This is a genomic window from Streptomyces sp. NPDC051218, assembly GCF_044455475.1.
Lineage (GTDB): Bacteria > Actinomycetota > Actinomycetes > Streptomycetales > Streptomycetaceae > Streptomyces.
Genome location: NZ_JBITEU010000001.1, coordinates 922951 through 939300 on the forward strand (window position 1 = coordinate 922951; position 16350 = coordinate 939300).

Below are 16350 nucleotides of genomic sequence, written 5' to 3' on the forward strand. Positions count from 1 at the left end.
GCAAAGGGCAGGCCGAGGGTTCCACCGGAACCCCCAACCTGCCCGTAGGGGACTACCCTCATGCCCCCTCACGCTGCTGCGCCCGGCCTCAGGCCGGAACGATGTTCACCAGCTTCGGCGCCCGCACGATGACCTTGCGGATCCCGGCGCCGTCCAGCGCCGCCAGCACCCTCTCGTCGCCCATGGCCACCTTCTCCAGCTCCTCGTCCGAGATCGACGGGGAGACCTCCAGGCGCGCCTTGACCTTGCCCTTGATCTGCACGACGCAGGTCACGGTCTCGTCCACGACGTACGCCGGGTCGGCCACGGGGAAGTCCTGGTGGACGACCGAGTCGGTGTGGCCCAGCTTGCGCCACAGCTCCTCGCCGACGTGCGGGGCCAGCGGAGCGATCAGCAGCACCAGGCGCTCGGCGACCGAGCGCGGCAGCGTGCCGCCCTCCTTGGTCAGGTAGTTGTTCAGCTCGGTGATCTTGGCGATGGCGGTGTTGAACCGCATGCCGTCCAGGTCCTGGCGCACGCCGTCGATCGCCTTGTGCAGGGCGCGCAGCGTGCCCTCGGCGATCTCGGACTCCGCGACGTCGGCGACCGTGACCTCACCGGTCGACTCGTCGACGATCAGCCGCCACATGCGCTGCAGCAGGCGGTACTGGCCGACCACCGCGCGCGTGTCCCACGGGCGCGAGACGTCCAGCGGGCCCATCGCCATCTCGTACAGGCGCAGGGTGTCGGCGCCGTACTCCTCGCAGATCTCGTCCGGAGTGACCGCGTTCTTCAGGGACTTGCCCATCTTGCCCAGCTCGCGCTTGACGGGCTCGCCCTCGAAGAAGTACTTGCCGTCGCGCTCCTCGACCTCGGTGGCTTGGACCGGGAAGCCACGGCTGTCGCGGTACACGTAGGCCTGGATCATGCCCTGGTTGAACAGCTTGTGGAACGGCTCGGCGGACGAGATGTGCCCCAGGTCGAACAGCACCTTCGACCAGAAGCGGGCGTACAGCAGGTGCAGCACCGCGTGCTCGGCGCCGCCCACGTACAGGTCGACGCCGCCGGTCGGCTGTCCCTCGCGCGGGCCCATCCAGTACTGCTCGACCTCCGGGTCGACCAGCTTCTGGTCGTTGTGCGGGTCCAGGTAGCGCAGCTCGTACCAGCACGAACCGGCCCAGTTGGGCATCGTGTTGGTCTCGCGGCGGTACTTCTTGGGCCCGTCGCCCAGGTCCAGGGTGACGTTGACCCAGTCCTCGTTGCGGGACAGCGGCGTCTCCGGAGAGGTGTCCGCGTCGTCCGGGTCGAAGGTGCGCGGGGAGTAGTCGTCGACCTCCGGCAGCTCCAGGGGCAGCATCGACTCGGGCAGCGAGTGGGCGATGCCGTCCTCGTCGTAGACGATCGGGAAGGGCTCGCCCCAGTAGCGCTGGCGGCTGAACAGCCAGTCGCGCAGGCGGAAGTTGACGGTGCCCTCGCCGATGCCGCGGGTGGCCAGCCAGCCGGTGATCCGCGCCTTGGCGCCCGCGACGTCCAGGCCGTCCAGGGAGATCTCCGCGTTCGAGGAGTTGACCAGCTTCGCCTCGTAGGAGGAGAAGGCGTCGTCCCAGGTCGCCGTGTCGGTGCCGCGGCCGTCCGAGGGTTCGACCACGCAGTGCATCGGCAGGTGGAAGGCGCGGGCGAAGGCGAAGTCGCGGCTGTCGTGCGCCGGGACGGCCATGATCGCGCCGGTGCCGTAGCCCATCAGTACGTAGTCGGCGATGAAGACCGGGACCTGCTCGCCGCTGACCGGGTTGGTGGCGTAGACGCCGGTGAAGACACCGGTCTTCTCCTTGGCGTCGGCCTGGCGCTCCACGTCGGACTTGGAGGCGGCGAACGCGCGGTACTTCGCGACGGCCTCGGCCGGCGTGGCGTGCCCGCCGGTCCAGGTCTCGTGGGTGCCCTCGGGCCAGGCGTCGGGGACGACCTTGTCGACCAGCTCGTGCTCGGGCGCCAGGACCATGTAGGTGGCGCCGAACAGCGTGTCCTGGCGGGTGGTGAAGACGGTGATCGCGTCGCCGTCCTCGGTGCCGACGGGGAAGGCGACGCGGGCGCCTTCGGAGCGGCCGATCCAGTTGCGCTGCTGCAGCTTGATGGCCTCGGGCCAGTCCAGGCCGTCCAGGTCGTCCAGCAGGCGGTCCGCGTAGGCGGTGATGCGCATGTTCCACTGGCGCAGCTTGGCCTTGAAGACGGGGAAGTTGCCGCGCTCGGAGCGTCCGTCGGCGGTGACCTCCTCGTTCGCCAGGACGGTGCCCAGGCCGGGACACCAGTTGACGGGCGCGTCGGAGGCGTACGCCAGGCGGAATTCGCCCAGTACTTCGGCGCGCTCCGCGGCGTCCAGTTCGCTCCACGCGCGCGTGGTGCCCGGTACGGGGCGCTCACCGCTGTCGAACTGCGCGACCAGGTCGGCGATCGGACGCGCCTTCTTCGCCTCGTCGTCGTACCAGGAGTTGAAGATCTGTACGAAGATCCACTGGGTCCACTTGTAGTAGTCCGGGTCGATCGTCGCGAAGGAGCGGCGCTTGTCGTGGCCCAGGCCCAGGCCGCGCAGCTGCGCCTTCATGTTCTCCATGTTGGCCTCGGTGGAGGCCCGCGGGTGGGTGCCCGTCTGCACGGCGTACTGCTCGGCGGGCAGGCCGAACGCGTCGAAGCCCAGGGTGTGCAGGACGTTGTGGCCGTTCATCCGCTGGAAGCGGGCGAAGACGTCCGTGGCGATGTACCCCAGCGGGTGGCCGACGTGCAGGCCCGCTCCGGAGGGGTACGGGAACATGTCCATGATGAACTTCTTGGGCTTGGCGACCAGCGCCGCCTGCGTAGCCGACCCCTCGGCGGAGGGCGCCAGGTCACCACTCGGGTTGGGCGCCTCGTACGTGCCGTCGGCGTCCCAGAAGTCCTGCCAGCGTGCCTCGATCTCGGCGGCCAGGGCGGCCGTGTAGCGGTGCGGTGCGGCCACCTCGGAGGCGGCAGCAGAATTCGTCTCGCTCATGATCCTCAAAGCTCCATCGATCGTCTCTGCCTGCGGAAATGACCGTCCTGGCCAAATGAAAAAGCCCCTCACACAGGAGGGGACGCCGCGCCGATGCCGACCGCGATTTTCCGGCGGTCGGGACTGATCAGCGCGGCCCGCTAAGCAGAAGGCGTACGGCACGCATGGCGTCAGGGTACCGCAGCGCTCGTGCGGCCCGCGACGAGGTTCCACGCCGCGATACCCGCACCACCCGGAGGCCCACGGCGGTCCGGAACCCAACCTTTGGCCAAGGGTTACTCCGCGTACCGACCACTAACGGGGCAACACCAAGATCGCATCGCGTTTGGATAACAACGCAATAACTCAAACCTCGTACTCACTGGTATGCGGCCACTTAGCATGCGGCGATCGAGCCATTTCGGAGTCGCCCCCATGAACCCTCTGAATCCGCATCGCAAGAGCCGCCCGAGCCGCACAAGCCGTGCGAGCGGCGCGGGCCGCACCAACCGCAAGAACAGTTCGTTCGCATCCTTCCCCGAACCGAGCAGAAGCACGCGTGGAGTACTGACCACCGCCGCACTCCTGCTGATACCCCTGCTCGTGATCGTCGGGAGCGACGCCTTCCGCGCCGCACTCGACTTCACCACCGGCGTCCTGTCCCTGGTCTCCCTGACCGCCGCCGTCGTCTGGGGCCTGGTCGCCACCGACCGGCTCTTCCTGCACTCCCGTCAGCGACTGCTCGCCCAGGCCGTGCACCGGGCCACCGCCGTCGCCTCCATCGGGTTCCTCCTGCTCCACGTCACCGTCAAGCTCACGCTCGACCATGTGTCGCCGGTCGGCGCCCTCATCCCCTTCGGGCTCGGCTTCTCCGGAACCGACGGGCTCATCGGCCTCGGGTCGCTCGCCGGGCTCCTCATGGTCGTCACCGGCGTCACCGGGGCCCTGCGCAGCGCCTTCGCCTCGCCGGTCCAGGTCGCGTCCCGCTGGCGCGCGCTGCACATGCTCGCCTACCCGGCCTGGTGTTCGGCGCTGATCCACGGCCTGTACGCGGGACGTCCGCCGAGTCCATGGGTGACCACCCTGTACTGCCTCTGTCTGGCCGCCGTCGCGGGTGCGGTCGCCCTGCGCGCTTCCCCGCTCCCGCTCAAGCGGAAGGTGGCCGCCCGGATCCTGGCCCTCCTCGAACCGGAGAGCAGGGCCCGCAACAGAGAGCCCGTCCGCAGGGACACCACCGAGTCCCCGCTCCCCGGCACGGCCGCCGCTCCCGGCCGTGCCCCCGAACCCGAGTCCGACCCCACCCCGGTGGTCGGCATCGCGGCGGCCTACCGCGTCCTCGCCTCCACCAGCCGGCCCACGGAGGTCGTGTCCAGCACCGATCCCCCGCCGCCCCGCTGGCCGGCGCCGTCCCCGCCGCCCCCGGCCGAGGCGCCCCACATCCCGTACGACACCACCCTGTACGACACCGCGTACGACCCGCCGCCCTACGGCCCGGTCCCCGACCCCCCGTACCAGGCCCCGTACCAGGCCCCGTACGACAGCGGCCCCGCCACTGAACCGCTGCCCCACACCTTCCAGGCGCCGAGTTCGGGCGAGCCCTGGAACGCCGCCACCGGAGGACCCAAGTGAACGCGTCGCTGCCCGACGTCCCCGAAGTCCGTGTCGTCGGGCTTCCGCTCCTGACCTCGGGCTTCGATCTGGTCGAGCGCCTCGATCTGGCGATGCACCTGAAGGTGCACGGCCCGCTCGAACCCATGGCGGGCGAATCCCTCGCCACCCTCTCCGAGGCCATCTCGCTGCGCGGCAGGGGCGGCGCAGGCTTCCCCTTCGCCAGGAAGCTGCGCTCGGTCGCTGACGCGGCGATACGTCGCGGCGTACGCCCCGTGGTGGTCATCAACGGCAGCGAGGACGAACCCGCCTGCCGCAAGGACACCGTCCTGATCAACCGGGCCCCGCACCTCATCCTCGACGGTGCTCTCCTTGCCGCAGAGGCCCTCGGAGCGCGCACGCTCGTCGTGGGCGTGACCCGGGACTCCACCGAGTCCTCGATGCTCGCGGCGCTCGCCGAGCGCGGCCTGACCAACCGGCGCGGATCGACCATCCGCGCGCGCGTGCAGCGCAATCCGGTGCGCATGGTGACCGGTGAATCCTCGGCCCTGGTGCGTTCCGCGGACGGCGGTCCGCCCATGCCCCCGGGGCGCAAGGTGCGCACCTCCGACTCCGGGGTGGGCGGCGCGCCCACGCTGCTGTCCAACGCGGAGACCTTCGCCCAGCTGGCCGTCGCCGCCCGGATCGGTCCCGATCGCTACTGCCGCACCGGTCTGCGCGAGGAGCCGGGCACGGTACTGCTCACCGTCTCCGGAGCCGTCACGAGGCCCATGGTGGTCGAGGTCCCCACGGGAGTGCCCTTGCGGTACGTCCTGCAGCTGGCCGGGGCCCCGCCGCTCCCCCAGGGCGTCCTGACGGGCGGCTATCACGGCAAGTGGCTCGACGCGGTCACCGCTCATGACGCGGTCGTCTCACGCGCCTCCCTGGAGGCCTGCGGCGGCGCCCTCGGCGCGGGCGCGATCCTGCCGATCGGCGCGGGCACCTGCCCGCTCGGGGAGGCGCTGCACGTGGCGAACTGGCTGGCCTCCGAGAGCGCGGGCCAGTGCGGCCCCTGCTATCTGGGCCTGCCCGCGGCGGCCCGCGGCCTCGCGGACGTCCTGGACGGCGGCGGTCCCACCGCCCTGGAGGCGCTGCGCGAGGTGACACGGGCCGTGAAGCGGCGCGGCGCCTGCAAGCACCCCGACGGCACGGCGGCGTTCATCGAGTCCTCGATCTCGGCGTTCACCGACGACCTCGCCGCGCACGTCCTCGGCGGCGGCTGCGGCCGCCCCGTGGAGGGCGTCCTGCCGCTCCAGGCGGAAACCCCGCAGGCCGAGGCGCCCAGCGGCCGCAGGCTGGCCGTCGACTGGACGCTCTGCCAGGGCCACGGGCTCTGCGCGGACATCGTCCCCGAGCTGATCCAGCTGGGCCCCGACGGCTTCCCCGGTGTGGCGGAAGCTTCCGTACCGCGGTACTCCGAAGCGCGCGCCGAACGCGCCGTACGCCGCTGCCCCGCGCTCGCCCTGCGCATCGAGGAGGACCCGTCCCTGCCGTCGCCGCGCACGGCGCTGCCGCTCGCACTGCCGTCGGGCAGAAGCCGTGGCCGCAGGGCGCTCGGCAGCGGACGGCAGTGACCAGCCCGTAGAGGCCGGACACACGAAAGCGGGCCACCCGATCCGGGTGGCCCGCTCTCATCTGCTGTGGAGCTAAGGAGAATTGAACTCCTGACCTCCTGCATGCCATGCAGGCGCTCTACCAACTGAGCTATAGCCCCTTGCTTGTCCGCCGGGTTCCCCCGGCGACTTCGTAAACATTAGCGGTCCTCCCCGTGCTCCACCAAATCGTTTCCGGTCTGTACGGATACGGCCGGTACTGTCAGCCTTCGTGACCGTGATCGCGCTTGTCGGCGCCCGCCACCGCGTGCCCCTCGCCGCTGGGGCGTGCCTGCTCTCCTTCACGGCCTTCTGGCTCGCGCAGCGCGCACTGGACGTCTCGATGATCGACTTGATGGTCTACCGCGCCGAGGGCGAGACCGTGCGCGCGGGCGGCGACCTCTACGCGCTGCGCACCACCGAGGCCCATCTGCCCACCACCTACCCGCCGTTCGCCGCCCTGCTGTTCACGCCGCTGACGCTCCTGGACACGGCCGATATGCGGGCGCTGGCGACGCTGGGGAACCTGCTCCTCCTGGTGACCTTCGCCTACCTCGCCATCCGTCTCATCGGCTCCCTGCCGAGCATCGGGCACGCGCGCGTGAAGGCCGCCCCGCGCTTGGAGGCCGCCCTGTGGGTGTCCGCGCTCGCGGTCTGGGCCGAGCCGGTGTGGACGACCCTGCGGTACGGCCAGATCAATCTGCTGCTCGCCGTCCTGGTCCTGTGGGATCTGTCCCGGCACCCCGCCCACCGCTGGGCGGGCCTCGGCATCGGCATCGCGGCCGCGATCAAGCTCACTCCCGCGCTCTTCGCGGTGTTCCTGCTGCTCACCGGCGCCGCGCAGGCCGCGGGGCGGGGGCAGTGGCGCCCGCCCGTCCGCCACGCGTGCGTGGCGGCCCTCTCGTTCACCGGCGCGACGCTGCTCGCGGCCGCTCTCCTGCCGTACGACTCCTGGCGCTTCTGGACCCGGATGGTCTTCGAGGCGAGCCGGGTCGGGCTCCCCGAGGACACCGCGAACCAGTCGCTGCGGGGGGTCCTCTCGCGGCTCCTGCACACCGAGGAGCCCGGCATCTGGTGGGCTGTGGCCGCGGCGGCGGCCGGCGCGCTCGGGCTCGCGGTCGCGGTGGGCGCGGCACTGCGCGGGGAGCGCGCCAGGGCGGCGGTCAGCTGCGCGGTGACGGCGCTCCTGGTCAGCCCGGTGTCGTGGTCGCACCACTGGGTGTGGTGCGTGCCGATGGCCCTGCTCGTGTGGACGGAGTCGGTGGGCCGGGGCGGCCGGGCCCGGTGGACGGCCACCGGAGCCTTGGTCCTCGTCTTCTGTTCGTACGCCCTGTGGTGGGTTCCGCACGGCGTGGGGCGGCTTGAACTCGGCCAGAATTATGGCGAGATGACGTTGTCCGCCCTCTACGTAGGGGCCGCTTTCGCGTTCCTGCTGCAAGGAGTCGGCCGCCGGACCCGCTCGGGGATCAAGCAGGATCAGGCGGGATCCAGCGTCATCGAGCGGGATCAGGCCGTGGCGAATGAATAGAAGCGCTTGAGCGTGCAGTGTTCGTCGAGCAGCCGGCCATAGATCGGCTCCCCTTCGAGTTCGCGGTACGTCTCGATGGGGTCGCCCTTTATGATCAGCGCCCGCGCGCACTCCTCGCACCAGTACTGGTAATCAGGGTTGACCGGTTCCATGTCGCGGACGATCGGCGTACCACTGCCGCACCAGTCGCACTTCCGCCTGTGTGCACCCATCAATCAGCTCCAGCTGTGGCCGCAGGCCGTGCACACGTACGAGACACCGCCGTTGTCACCCAGGACTTGGGCGACGTGGGACGAACCGCAGGACGGACAGGTGAGGAGGGCGATCGCCGCGAAGGGAGAGGCAGCGCGTCGCGGCGCGGCCACTGCGACGGGGCGCTCGGCCCCGTCGAGGATGCTCGCAGGCATCGCTCTCCCTCCCGTCGGGTCACATTCGGTGGTCTGGTGCGGTCCCCTTCCGGCTGTCCGATTCTGCCACGGCCCGAGCGGCCCGGTCAGCGACGCAGTCGTACCAGTCCGGACACGGCGCCCAGCGCGGCCGCCCCGGCCAGGGCGTACGCGCACACCAAAAGCGCGTCCGCCGATGAATACGCCCCCGGAACCCCTTGTGACTCAAGCCGGTTGAGGAAAAGTGCGCCGTAACACGCGACGCCGATCAACTGGCCGAGCTGAGCGACCGTCGAGAGGAGGCCACTGGCGTCCGCCGCGTCCTTCGGCCGCACCGTGGAAAGTGCCCGGGTCAGCGTCGGGCTGAACCCCAGGGAGAGACCCGCGCCGATCCCCACGAAGGCCGCATACAGCCACGGTCCGCCCTCCCCGCCGTCCCGGAGCAGCAACCCCACGGCGACCGCAGAGACCGAGGTGAGCGCGAACCCGCCCGGGATCAGTGCCCGTTGGAGCGGCACGGGCCAGTGGCGCCACGTCAGGCCGACCGCCCCGAAGACCACCGCGGTCGGCGCGAACGTCAGACCCGCCCGCAGCGCGCTGTAGCCGAGCCCGCCCTGGATGTGCAGGGTGAGCACGAACAGGAAGCCCGCGTTGACCCCCATCACCGCGGCGATCCGGAAGACCGCGAGGCCCATGCCGGGGCTGCGCAGGACCCTCGGCGCGATCAGCGGCGCACCGCCGCCGCGGGCCAGCCGGGCCTCGTACGCGCAGAAGACGGCGAAGAGCACCGCGGCCGAGCCCATCGAGAGCCAGGACCACAGCGGCCAGCCCTGCTCCTGGCCGAGCACCAGCGGCACGGTGAACAGCGAGACGGCGGCGCCGAGGAGCACGAGCCCCGGCAGATCGAGCCCACGCGCCCGCGGCGCCTCCCCCGGCTCCCGGACGACGTCACGCGGCAGCACACGCCCCGCCGTGATCAGCAGGACCACGCCGACCGGCACGTTCACCAGGAAGACCGGACGCCATCCCGTGCCGAAGAGGTCGGCGCTGACCAGGACCCCGCCGAGCACCTGCCCCGCGGCGGCCCCGACGGCGAGCACGGCCGAGTACGCCCCGAGCGCCCTCGTCCGCGCCTCGCCGGTGAAGTGGCGCTGGATCAGGCTGAGCACCTGCGGGATGAGCAGCGCCGAGCCCGCGCCCTGCAGCAGCCGGAAGGCGATCAACTCGCCCGTGCCCCTGCTGAGTCCACAGGCCAGCGAGGCGACGGTGAAGACCGCGAGGCCCACGAGGTAGACGCGACGGTGCCCGAGACGGTCACCGAGCCGCGCACCGGTGATCAGGAGCACGGCGTACGTGATGGTGTAGCCGGCGATCACCAGCTGCAACCCGGCGCCCGACGCGCCCAGTTCGGTGCGGATGGTGGGCGCCGCGACATTGACGATGAAGACGTCGAGCAGCGCCATGAACTGCGCGGCGATGACGACGGCGAGCAGCCGCCCGGGGCGATTGTCAGTGCCGGGGGCTTTACTGGATGCAGGGTCCGGATCAGGGGGGTTCGGACCAACGGGATCCGCCGCGCCGGGCGGGGTGGTGGACGGGGTGGTCGTTGTCATGACACCGAGCGTGGCGGCGAGTTGGTACGGGTAACGAGAGCCCACCGATGCTGGTACTGGCAGCACCTGGCAAGGCCCGTGGCGAGGACGGACGATGGGGGACGTGACGACGATGGGGACCACTCAGCGACGCAGGCCGGAGCTCGCCGCCTTCCTGCGCGGCCGCAGGGCTCGGGTGACACCGGCCGACGTGGGGATGCCGCCGGGCCTGCGCCGCCGCACGCCAGGGCTGCGCCGCGAGGAGGTCGCCCAGCTCTCCGGAGTCGGCGTCACCTGGTACACGTGGCTGGAGCAGGGCCGCCCGATCAACGCTTCGGCGCACGTCCTCGACGCCGTGGCGCGCACGCTCCGGCTCGACAAGGCGGAGCGGGAGCACCTGTACCACCTGGCCGAGGTGCCGTACGAGCCCGACCGCAGGGCCGCGTCCCCCGCGGCCGTCGGCCCGGAGATCCAGGGCATCATCGACGCGCTCGACCCGCACCCGGCGGTGGTCTACAACGAGCGGTACGACATCCTCGCCACCAACCCCGCCTACCGGGACCTGTTCTTCGTCCCGCAGCTGGAGGCCTTCGGGGTGCCGAACGTGCTGTGGACGCTGTTCATCGCGCCCGATCCCGTCTGCCCGCTGGTCTTCCGCGACGAGGAGCTCCCGGTGATGGTGGCGACGCTGCGCAGTTCGTACGGACGGCATGTGGGCGAGCCCGCCTGGGAGGAGTTCATACGCCGCCTGTCCGCCGCGAGCGCGCACTTCGCCGAGCTGTGGGAGAGCGGCGACGTGGCGCCGCCGGGTCCGCGCGTGAAGACGTTCCGGCACGAGGCGGTCGGCGAGCTGCGGATGACGTCGGTCTCGCTGTCCATCAACGGCATGCCGGAGTGCAGGATCGTCGCGTACACCCCCGACGACGAGGAGAGCCGCCGCCGGTCGGCCGAGCTGCGTGCGCTCAGACCACCGGAAACGGAGGAATCCCGCCCTCTGATGAGGACGGGATCCGGATTGTGGAGCTAAGGAGAATTGAACTCCTGACCTCCTGCATGCCATGCAGGCGCTCTACCAACTGAGCTATAGCCCCTTGCGCCACGCGACGGAGTCGCATGGTGTTTCGTCCCGCTCGGCGGGCGAACAAGAAGAACTCTAGCCTGCGACGAGCCGGAATGTGAAATCCGGGTGACGGGCCCTCCCGGGCCCTGTGACCAGCGGCTCTCGCACCCGCCCGGTCAAGGGCGGCCAGCGGAGACTAGTCGTCGTCGCCGAGCACCGGCTCCGGCAGCGTGCCGGCGTTGTGCTCGAGGAGGCGCCAGCCCCGCGCGCCCTGGCCGAGCACGGACCAGCAGCAGTTGGAGAGCCCGCCGAGGCCCTCCCAGTGGTAGGACTCCAGCCCGAGGAGGCGGCCGATGGTGGTGCGGATCGTGCCGCCGTGGCTGACCACCACGAGCGTGCCGTCCTCCGGCAGCTTCTCGGCATGGCGCAGCACGATCGGCGCGGCACGGTCGGCGACCTCGGTCTCCAGCTCGCCGCCACCGCGGCGCACCGATTCGCCGCGCTTCCACGCGGCGTACTGGTCGCCGAAGCGCGCGATGATCTCGTCGTGCGTCAGGCCCTGCCACTCACCGGCGTACGTCTCCTGGAGGCCCTGCTCGTGGGTGACGGGGAGGCCGGTGAGGGCCGCGAGCTCGCTCGCCGTGGCGGCCGCCCGCTTCAGGTCGGACGCCACGATGGCGTCCGGCTTCAGCGAGGCGAGCAGCCGGGCGGCGCGCCTGGCCTGCGAGACACCGGTGTCGGTCAGCTCGATGTCCGTGGAGCCCTGGAAGCGGCGCTCCAGATTCCAGGCCGTCTGGCCGTGCCGCCACAGGATGATCCGGCAGCCGCGGTTGGTCACCGAAGCTCACCGTCCAGGTCGGCAGCCTCCTCCGCCGCGCGCTGCTCGGCGTGCTCGGCGGCCTTGCCGCGGGTCGCGACGGCGTCCGCGGGGAGCTCGATCTCGGGGCAGTCCTTCCACAGGCGTTCGAGGGCGTAGAAGACACGCTCCTCGCTGTGCTGGACGTGCACCACGATGTCCACGTAGTCCAGGAGGACCCAGCGGGCTTCGCGGTCGCCCTCGCGGCGCACCGGCTTGACGCCGAGCTCCTTGTTGAGCCGCTCCTCGATCTCGTCGACGATCGACTTGACCTGGCGGTCGTTGGGCGCGGAGGCGAGCAGGAACGCGTCCGTGATCGACAGCACGTCGCTGACGTCGTACGCGATGATGTCGTGCGCGAGCTTGTCGGCGGCCGACTGAGCGGCGACCTTGATGAGCTCGATGGAGCGGTCCGTGGCGGTCACAGTGAGCTTTCCTTCAGGTGGTCAAGACACCCCAAGGGTCTCACGGACCGCCGAGAGACCTCCCGCCGATTGCGCGACGGCCCTGTCTGCTGCGTCACCCCGGCCGGCAAAGTGCCCGGCCGGGGCCGCTGCCGTCATCCCGCGTCGTAGTCCCGGCCGAGGACGACCGACACATCCGCGTTCGGTGCGGTCTTGCCCTTGCGGACGGCGCTGTCCGGCAGGCCGAGGGTCTTGGCGACCTCGGTGGCCTGCGTCCTCTTGTCCGCCTCGGCGTACGTGACCTGCGACGCCGCCTGGGCCGTCGAACCCGCGCCGCCGTCCACGAAGGTGTAACCGCCGTTGACCAGCGAGATCCGCGCTTCCTGGCCCGCGCCCTTGCTGCCGGACGCGTTCTTCACGCCTACCCGTACGGACGCGTCCTTGTCCGGGTTCTTGACCGCGCCGCCCAGGACGTCCTTGACGACGCTCGCGCCGGCCTTCTCCGAGAGCGTCCCGTCCTGCTGCACCGGGAGCAGCCGCGTGGAGTAGTCGCCGCCCTTCGCACGGTCGGCGAGCTTGGCGAGGAAGGCGCCGAGGTCCTTCTCCTCGAGGGACGGGTCCAGGATCTGGGCGAGCGACTGGACGGTGGTCGTCGCGGCCTGCGGGTCGGAGGACAGCTTGCGCAGCACGCCCTGCATGACCTGCCCGAACCGGTCGAGCTGCGCGGTCTCGGTCTCGCCGGACGCGCGATAGGTGGCGTACGCGACGGCCATCGGGCCGCTCAGGGTCTGCTGCTCGCCCTTCTTCACGAGGGGCGGCTGGCCCTTCTTGGCCTTGGGGTCCGGCACATTGGCGTCCGTGTCGATGTCGATGTTGCCGACGAGCTCGACGAGGTTGTTCAGGTAGGGGGTGTCAAGGCGCCAGGTGCCCTCGACCTGCGTACCGAGGAGGCTGTCGATCGCCTCGCGGGTGCCGGTCGAACCGTCGTCGTCGACCGACTTGCCGAGCGTCGTCCCCGCGCCCTCGTCGTCCGTCACGGAGAGGGAGTTGGGCAGTAGGACGGTGGTGCCGCGCTCGGTGGTGGTGTTGTTCACCAGGAGCGCCGTCGAGGTGCCGCCGCCCTTGGTGTTGTGCAGGTGGACGACGATCACGTCGCGGTTCTGCGGGCCCGCCGCCGCGGCGCCGTCGCCGGACGCGCCGTCCGAGAGGCCGGGCAGCTTGCCCGCGTACCAGAGGTAGCCGACACCGCCCGCGATGACGAGCGCGAGCACCACGACGAGGGCGACGACCCGGGAACGCCCGCGCCGCTTGGCCTCCTCGCGCCGCTCGGTGCGGCTCTCGGTGAACTTCAGCCAGTCGATGACGTCTTCGGACTCTTCGTCCGGCTCCTCGATGAAGGAGAACTGCTGCGTCTCGTACGCGGGATCGCGATCCGGCGCACGCCGAGCCTCGGGTTCCGGCATCGGTTGCGGCTCAGGCTCCGGCTGGGGCTCCGCCTGCCGCGACTGCTGCGGGATCCAGCCGGTCTGCGTCTGGTGGGCGGCCTGCTGCTGGGGCTGCTGGTACGCCTGCTGCTGGTCGTACGTGCCGTACGAACCGGAGTCGTACGAAGAGTCGTACGGAGGCACGGGAGCCTGCTGCCCTGTTGCGTACGGGTCGTACCCGTAACCCTGGGGCTGCTGCTGTTGCTGCTGCGCAGCATGAGGCACCTGCTGATACACCGGCTGCCCATACTCGTCGTACCCGACGACCTGGTACTGATCAGCCGCGTACTCGCCCGCATACGGGTCGCCGCCCGCGTACGGGTCGTACTGTCGGTCGTTCACCGGTGCCCCTCTCGGCTCAATCGCCGCGGTACAGCTCACGCTTGTCGATATAACGCACCACACCGTCCGGCACCAGATACCAGACGGGGTCACCCTTGGCGACCCGCGCCCGGCAGTCCGTGGACGAGATGGCGAGGGCCGGGACCTCCACGAGGGAGACGCCGCCCTCGGGAAGCCCGGGGTCGGCCAGCGTATGGCCGGGCCGGGTCACCCCGATGAAGTGCGCAAGGGAGAACAACTCATCGGTGTAGCGCCAGGTGAGGATCTGGCCGAGGGCGTCGGCGCCCGTGATGAAGAAGAGGTCCGTGTCGGGATTGAGCGTGCGCAGATCGCGCAGCGTGTCCGTCGTGTAGGTCGGTCCGCCGCGGTCGATGTCGATGCGGCTCACCGAGAACTGCGGGTTCTCGGCCGTCGCGATGACCGTCATCAGATAACGGTCCTCGGCCGGGGACACCGCCTTGTCGCTCTTCTGCCACGGCTGCCCGGTCGGCACGAACACCACCTCGTCGAGGTGGAACTGCGCGGCGACCTCCTGGGCCGCCACCAGGTGTCCGTGGTGGATCGGGTCGAACGTTCCGCCCATGACGCCCAGGCGGCGTTTGCCCTTGCTGGCCGGGCCGGTACCGGGACCGGTAGGCATGTCCTGCTCTCCCATGCGTGCAGACCCTACCGGCCCGGTCGACGGGCTCCGGCCCAGCCGTCCGTTCCGTGAGACCGCTCAGCGGTCGCGCTCAGCGGTTGGAGCTCAGCGGTTGGAGCTCAGCGGTCGCGGTTGAAGCGCGTGGTGACCCACAGGAGCAGCATCAGCGCGACGAACGCGCCACCGCCGGTGACGAGAGGGCTGAGGCTTGCGTGCTCGTCGACGTGCTTGCCCTCGGAGGCGAGGGTGACCAGCTGGGAGGCGGTGCTGTGGAGGCTCATCGTCGGCAGGACCTATCCGGAGGTGGGCGGGACAAAGACTTACGGGCCATCGTATGCGGGGACACCTGCCGCGCTCACGCCGACTCAGCTGTTGTGGCCCGCGCGGTCGCCCTCGTCGCCACCGCCGGGACGGTCCTCGCCACTGCCGGGACGGTCCTCACCGCGCTCGGCGGCCCTTCGCTCGGCGTCGGCCCCCTGGCGGTAGCCCCGCAGCAGGAACCACGCCACGAGCACACAGCCGACGACCATGACGATCAGCACGACGCGCAGCAGATTGCCCGCACCCTGCTCCTTCGCGGCCAGGGCGGCCGCCTCCGTGACCCAGTGGTGGGCTGCGGCGCTGTGCTCCATGACGGCCATGACGGGCGACTCCATTCGCTGTGCTGCCCTGTCACGGTATCTCCGCCTAGGCTGGGTCCCACCTCGGGGGCATGACTGGACGAGCATGGGGGATGGGGCATGACCGACGACAACGACCGCGGCCGGCAGGACGGTGGCTACGAGAGCGGTGGCCACGAGCACGTGCCGAGCAGGCAGCGCAGACGCTTTCCCGGCATCTCGTCACGGGCGTACGAGCACCCGGCGGACCGTTCGGCCCTGGTGGCCCTGCGCAAGCTCACCGGCTTCGACACCGTCTTCAAGGCGCTCAGCGCGCTGCTCCCCGAGCGGAGCCTGCGGCTGCTGTTCCTCTCGGACTCCGTACGGGTCTCCGACGCGCAGTTCGCCCACCTGAACACGATGCTGCGGGACGCCTGTTACATCCTGGACCTGGAGAAGGTCCCGCCGATGTACGTGAACCAGGACCCGAATCCGAACGCGATGTGCATCGGCCTCGACGAGCCGATCATCGTGGTGACCACGGGTCTCGTCGAGCTGCTCGACGAGGAGGAGATGCGGGCGGTCGTCGGGCACGAGGTGGGCCACGCGCTCTCCGGCCACTCGGTGTACCGGACGATACTGCTCTTCCTCACCAACCTCGCGCTCAAGGTCGCCTGGATCCCGCTCGGCAACGTGGCGATCATGGCGATCGTGACCGCCCTGCGCGAGTGGTTCCGCAAGTCCGAGCTGTCGGCGGACCGCGCCGGGCTCCTGGTGGGCCAGGACCTCAAGGCGTCGATGCGCGGCCTGATGAAGATCGCGGGCGGCAACCACCTGCACGAGATGAACGTGGACGCGTTCCTGGAGCAGGCCAAGGAGTACGAGGCAGGGGGCGACCTGCGCGACTCGGTCCTGAAGATCCTGAACGTACTGCCGCGCACGCACCCCTTCACGACCGTGCGCGCGGCCGAGCTGAAGAAGTGGGCCGAGTCCCGCGACTACCAGCGGATCATGGACGGCCACTACCCCCGCCGCGACGAGGACAGGGACACCTCGGTGTCGGACTCCTTCCGCCGGTCCGCTTCCAGCTACGCCGACGACGTACGCCACAGCAAGGACCCGCTGATGAAGCTGGTCAACGACATCGCGGGCGGCGCGGGCGACCTGGGCGGCAAGCTGCGCGGGAAGTTCACCGGCGGTCAGGGCCCACAGGGCCCCACCGAGGAGAAGTAACTCTCGG

15 protein-coding genes and 2 tRNA genes are annotated in these 16350 nt (G+C 70.6%); 5 read left to right on the plus strand and 12 right to left on the minus strand.

Going from position 1 to position 16350, the window contains the following annotated elements; genetic code table 11:
- Positions 1-88: 88 nt before the first annotated feature.
- A complete protein-coding gene (gene leuS / locus ACIBCK_RS04235) occupies positions 89-3001 on the minus strand; it encodes a leucine--tRNA ligase (RefSeq protein WP_399386560.1) in 2913 nt (970 codons plus the stop codon).
- Between the two features lie 414 nt (positions 3002-3415).
- Between leuS and ACIBCK_RS04240 the strand changes: the two genes are divergently transcribed.
- Positions 3416-4609 carry a hypothetical protein gene (locus tag ACIBCK_RS04240; protein WP_399386561.1) on the plus strand — a complete coding sequence of 398 codons (1194 nt, stop codon included), beginning with the start codon at positions 3416-3418 and terminating at the stop codon, positions 4607-4609.
- Complete coding sequence (locus tag ACIBCK_RS04245) at positions 4606-6201, plus strand: NADH-ubiquinone oxidoreductase-F iron-sulfur binding region domain-containing protein (RefSeq protein WP_399386562.1); 1596 nt, start codon at positions 4606-4608, stop codon at positions 6199-6201. The genes ACIBCK_RS04240 and ACIBCK_RS04245 overlap by 4 nt, the downstream gene beginning before the upstream one ends.
- Before the next feature lie 67 nt (positions 6202-6268).
- On the opposite strand, the gene ACIBCK_RS04250 is transcribed toward ACIBCK_RS04245, so the two are convergent.
- A tRNA-Ala gene (locus ACIBCK_RS04250) sits at positions 6269-6341 on the minus strand.
- A gap of 110 nt (positions 6342-6451) precedes the next feature.
- Here ACIBCK_RS04250 and ACIBCK_RS04255 point away from each other — a divergent pair.
- Positions 6452-7747, plus strand: a complete 1296-nt coding sequence (locus tag ACIBCK_RS04255) for a glycosyltransferase 87 family protein (RefSeq protein WP_399386564.1) — start codon at positions 6452-6454, stop codon at positions 7745-7747.
- On the opposite strand, the gene ACIBCK_RS04260 is transcribed toward ACIBCK_RS04255, so the two are convergent.
- The 3 genes from ACIBCK_RS04260 to ACIBCK_RS04270 all read right to left on the minus strand — a co-directional run bounded on the left by ACIBCK_RS04260 (position 7726) and on the right by ACIBCK_RS04270 (position 9746).
- Positions 7726-7959, minus strand: a complete 234-nt coding sequence (locus tag ACIBCK_RS04260; RefSeq protein ID WP_016643127.1) for a hypothetical protein — start codon at positions 7957-7959, stop codon at positions 7726-7728. The two genes, ACIBCK_RS04255 and ACIBCK_RS04260, sit on opposite strands and share 22 nt — an antisense overlap.
- Positions 7960-7962: 3 nt before the next feature.
- Positions 7963-8154: a hypothetical protein gene (locus tag ACIBCK_RS04265; RefSeq protein ID WP_399386565.1), complete on the minus strand. Its 192-nt coding sequence runs from the start codon at positions 8152-8154 to the stop codon at positions 7963-7965.
- An 86-nt stretch (positions 8155-8240) separates the two neighbouring features.
- Positions 8241-9746 carry an MFS transporter gene (locus tag ACIBCK_RS04270; protein ID WP_399386566.1) on the minus strand — a complete coding sequence of 502 codons (1506 nt, stop codon included), beginning with the start codon at positions 9744-9746 and terminating at the stop codon, positions 8241-8243.
- A 94-nt stretch (positions 9747-9840) separates the two neighbouring features.
- On the opposite strand from ACIBCK_RS04270, the gene ACIBCK_RS04275 reads away from it, so the two are divergent.
- Positions 9841-10752, plus strand: coding sequence for a helix-turn-helix transcriptional regulator (locus tag ACIBCK_RS04275; protein WP_399386567.1), 912 nt, complete (start codon positions 9841-9843; stop codon positions 10750-10752).
- Here ACIBCK_RS04275 and ACIBCK_RS04280 read toward each other — a convergent pair.
- From ACIBCK_RS04280 to ACIBCK_RS04310, 7 genes are all read right to left on the minus strand, one after another.
- Positions 10744-10816 (minus strand) — tRNA-Ala (locus tag ACIBCK_RS04280). The two genes, ACIBCK_RS04275 and ACIBCK_RS04280, sit on opposite strands and share 9 nt — an antisense overlap.
- 165 nt (positions 10817-10981) lie before the next feature.
- Positions 10982-11623 (minus strand): histidine phosphatase family protein, encoded by a 642-nt coding sequence (locus tag ACIBCK_RS04285; RefSeq protein ID WP_399386569.1) that lies wholly within the window; start codon positions 11621-11623, stop codon positions 10982-10984.
- Positions 11620-12066 carry a ribosome silencing factor gene (rsfS, locus tag ACIBCK_RS04290; protein WP_371529206.1) on the minus strand — a complete coding sequence of 149 codons (447 nt, stop codon included), beginning with the start codon at positions 12064-12066 and terminating at the stop codon, positions 11620-11622. Before rsfS ends, ACIBCK_RS04285 begins: the two co-directional genes overlap by 4 nt.
- A gap of 134 nt (positions 12067-12200) precedes the next feature.
- Complete coding sequence (locus ACIBCK_RS04295; protein ID WP_399386571.1) at positions 12201-13871, minus strand: LCP family protein; 1671 nt, start codon at positions 13869-13871, stop codon at positions 12201-12203.
- Positions 13872-13887: 16 nt separating this feature from the next.
- Positions 13888-14526 carry a nicotinate-nucleotide adenylyltransferase gene (gene nadD / locus ACIBCK_RS04300; RefSeq protein ID WP_367041829.1) on the minus strand — a complete coding sequence of 213 codons (639 nt, stop codon included), beginning with the start codon at positions 14524-14526 and terminating at the stop codon, positions 13888-13890.
- A gap of 104 nt (positions 14527-14630) precedes the next feature.
- Positions 14631-14792 (minus strand): hypothetical protein, encoded by a 162-nt coding sequence (locus tag ACIBCK_RS04305; RefSeq protein WP_399386572.1) that lies wholly within the window; start codon positions 14790-14792, stop codon positions 14631-14633.
- An 84-nt stretch (positions 14793-14876) separates the two neighbouring features.
- Positions 14877-15152, minus strand: coding sequence for a hypothetical protein (locus ACIBCK_RS04310; protein WP_399387296.1), 276 nt, complete (start codon positions 15150-15152; stop codon positions 14877-14879).
- Between the two features lie 99 nt (positions 15153-15251).
- On the opposite strand from ACIBCK_RS04310, the gene ACIBCK_RS04315 reads away from it, so the two are divergent.
- Positions 15252-16343 carry a M48 family metallopeptidase gene (locus ACIBCK_RS04315; protein ID WP_399386574.1) on the plus strand — a complete coding sequence of 364 codons (1092 nt, stop codon included), beginning with the start codon at positions 15252-15254 and terminating at the stop codon, positions 16341-16343.
- Positions 16344-16350 lie beyond the last annotated feature (7 nt).

Bases quoted from the DNA above. Each gene is read 5' to 3' on its own strand.
- leuS (WP_399386560.1), bottom strand. From the start codon at position 3,001: ATGAGCGAGACGAATTCTGCTGCCGCCTCCGAGGTGGCCGCACCGCAC.
- ACIBCK_RS04240 (WP_399386561.1), top strand. From the start codon at position 3,416: ATGAACCCTCTGAATCCGCATCGCAAGAGCCGCCCGAGCCGCACAAGC.
- ACIBCK_RS04260 (WP_016643127.1), bottom strand. From the start codon at position 7,959: ATGGGTGCACACAGGCGGAAGTGCGACTGGTGCGGCAGTGGTACGCCG.
- ACIBCK_RS04265 (WP_399386565.1), bottom strand. From the start codon at position 8,154: ATGCCTGCGAGCATCCTCGACGGGGCCGAGCGCCCCGTCGCAGTGGCC.
- ACIBCK_RS04270 (WP_399386566.1), bottom strand. From the start codon at position 9,746: ATGACAACGACCACCCCGTCCACCACCCCGCCCGGCGCGGCGGATCCC.
- ACIBCK_RS04275 (WP_399386567.1), top strand. From the start codon at position 9,841: ATGGGGGACGTGACGACGATGGGGACCACTCAGCGACGCAGGCCGGAG.
- nadD (WP_367041829.1), bottom strand. From the start codon at position 14,526: ATGGGAGAGCAGGACATGCCTACCGGTCCCGGTACCGGCCCGGCCAGC.
- ACIBCK_RS04305 (WP_399386572.1), bottom strand. From the start codon at position 14,792: ATGAGCCTCCACAGCACCGCCTCCCAGCTGGTCACCCTCGCCTCCGAG.
- ACIBCK_RS04310 (WP_399387296.1), bottom strand. From the start codon at position 15,152: ATGGCCGTCATGGAGCACAGCGCCGCAGCCCACCACTGGGTCACGGAG.
- ACIBCK_RS04315 (WP_399386574.1), top strand. From the start codon at position 15,252: ATGACCGACGACAACGACCGCGGCCGGCAGGACGGTGGCTACGAGAGC.